The organism is Thalassoglobus neptunius (assembly GCF_007859735.1).
GTDB lineage: Bacteria > Planctomycetota > Planctomycetia > Planctomycetales > Planctomycetaceae > Thalassoglobus > Thalassoglobus neptunius.
On the sequence record NZ_SIHI01000148.1, the window covers coordinates 1 to 1,147 of the forward strand.

Below are 1,147 nucleotides of genomic sequence, written 5' to 3' on the forward strand. Positions count from 1 at the left end.
AATGTCGAATCGTTACTCCCCAACCACTGGCTGGCAACGCACCCCCAACACCGCTGGAACATCGCCGAAAGAAGAAAACAAGAACGCGAAACCAAAGCCAACACCCCGTAGTTCACCATGCGCTTACGGATAACCGGTGATCCCGATCGTGTCGAGCAGGTTTTCGCCAGAGATGTACGTACGATTGGTCACCAGTCCGTTTCCATGGGTCCGTGAGGATTCCCGGTTCCCATGATCATACCGTAAATGGGGTGTTCTGTAATGATCGTGCTATGGTGTTACAATTTCGTACAACAAATTGAATTCGTCCACAACCCGAATGAGACTTCTGCATCTCAACTCCTCCAACATAGATTGCCAACTCTCGAAGTCCTGATGCTCGCCGGATATCGATTCAGTGAACTGCACAAGCCTCCACGCATCGAACGCAGATGGGGAACCAAAAAATTCGTTGTGTGCATCTACGATGGTGTTTGTCGCGATGTTTGTGAACATTACACCCAATCCGTGTGCCTGGAGTCGCCAATCAACAGAATCAACATTGATAAATTCTGGCAACTGTTGAATGACAAGGGGTAAGTAAATGGCTATCTCGAGTTCTGTTTCGCTCAAGTTGAGCTCAGCGATAGTCTTGAGTACAAGCGGTCTCTGGATTGCGACAAATTTCTGGATGAGTTCAAAGCATGACTCTTGCGTGTGGCTAAACAAATCAGCTTCCTCAATTCTGCGGAACTACCATGGAAGTCCCAAGTTTTCTGCGGCGTCAGCTGCATCCAGCATTAATTGCCTGCCCCGTTCAGCTGACACATCGATGATCAATACTGGAACGTTTCTTATCCCAGCAGCACCTGCAGCTCTCGCTCTGTGGTGTCCATCTATAATGATCATCCTCCCCTCCACGATTATTATCTCAATTGGAGGGAAGTTTCCATAGCCGCCTTGTGCTTTCATAATGCACTTGTACTTTTTGACCTGGTTTCCAACCATTTCTCCTCGTTTCTGGATTCCGCGTAACTGAGAGCCTATCCGGAATCCTCTTCATGCTGTAAGTCGGTATTTGAACGGAGCTTGGTTGGGTGAAGGAGCTAAGCGGCGGAGCATGCGACCAATGGAAGCCACATAGATCATGGCTTCGCTCGATTTGGTG

2 protein-coding genes are annotated in these 1,147 nt (G+C 48.6%); both read right to left on the reverse strand.

The features are described 5' to 3' along the window. Positions 1–270 precede the first annotated feature (270 nt). Positions 271–708, reverse strand: coding sequence for a DUF6896 domain-containing protein (locus tag KOR42_RS28130; RefSeq protein ID WP_390620931.1), 438 nt, complete (start codon positions 706–708; stop codon positions 271–273). 24 nt (positions 709–732) lie between these two features. After that, complete coding sequence (locus KOR42_RS26315; RefSeq protein ID WP_146512757.1) at positions 733–987, reverse strand: ParB N-terminal domain-containing protein; 255 nt, start codon at positions 985–987, stop codon at positions 733–735. Positions 988–1,147 lie beyond the last annotated feature (160 nt).

Bases quoted from the DNA above. Each gene is read 5' to 3' on its own strand.
- KOR42_RS26315 (WP_146512757.1), bottom strand. From the start codon at position 987: ATGGTTGGAAACCAGGTCAAAAAGTACAAGTGCATTATGAAAGCACAA.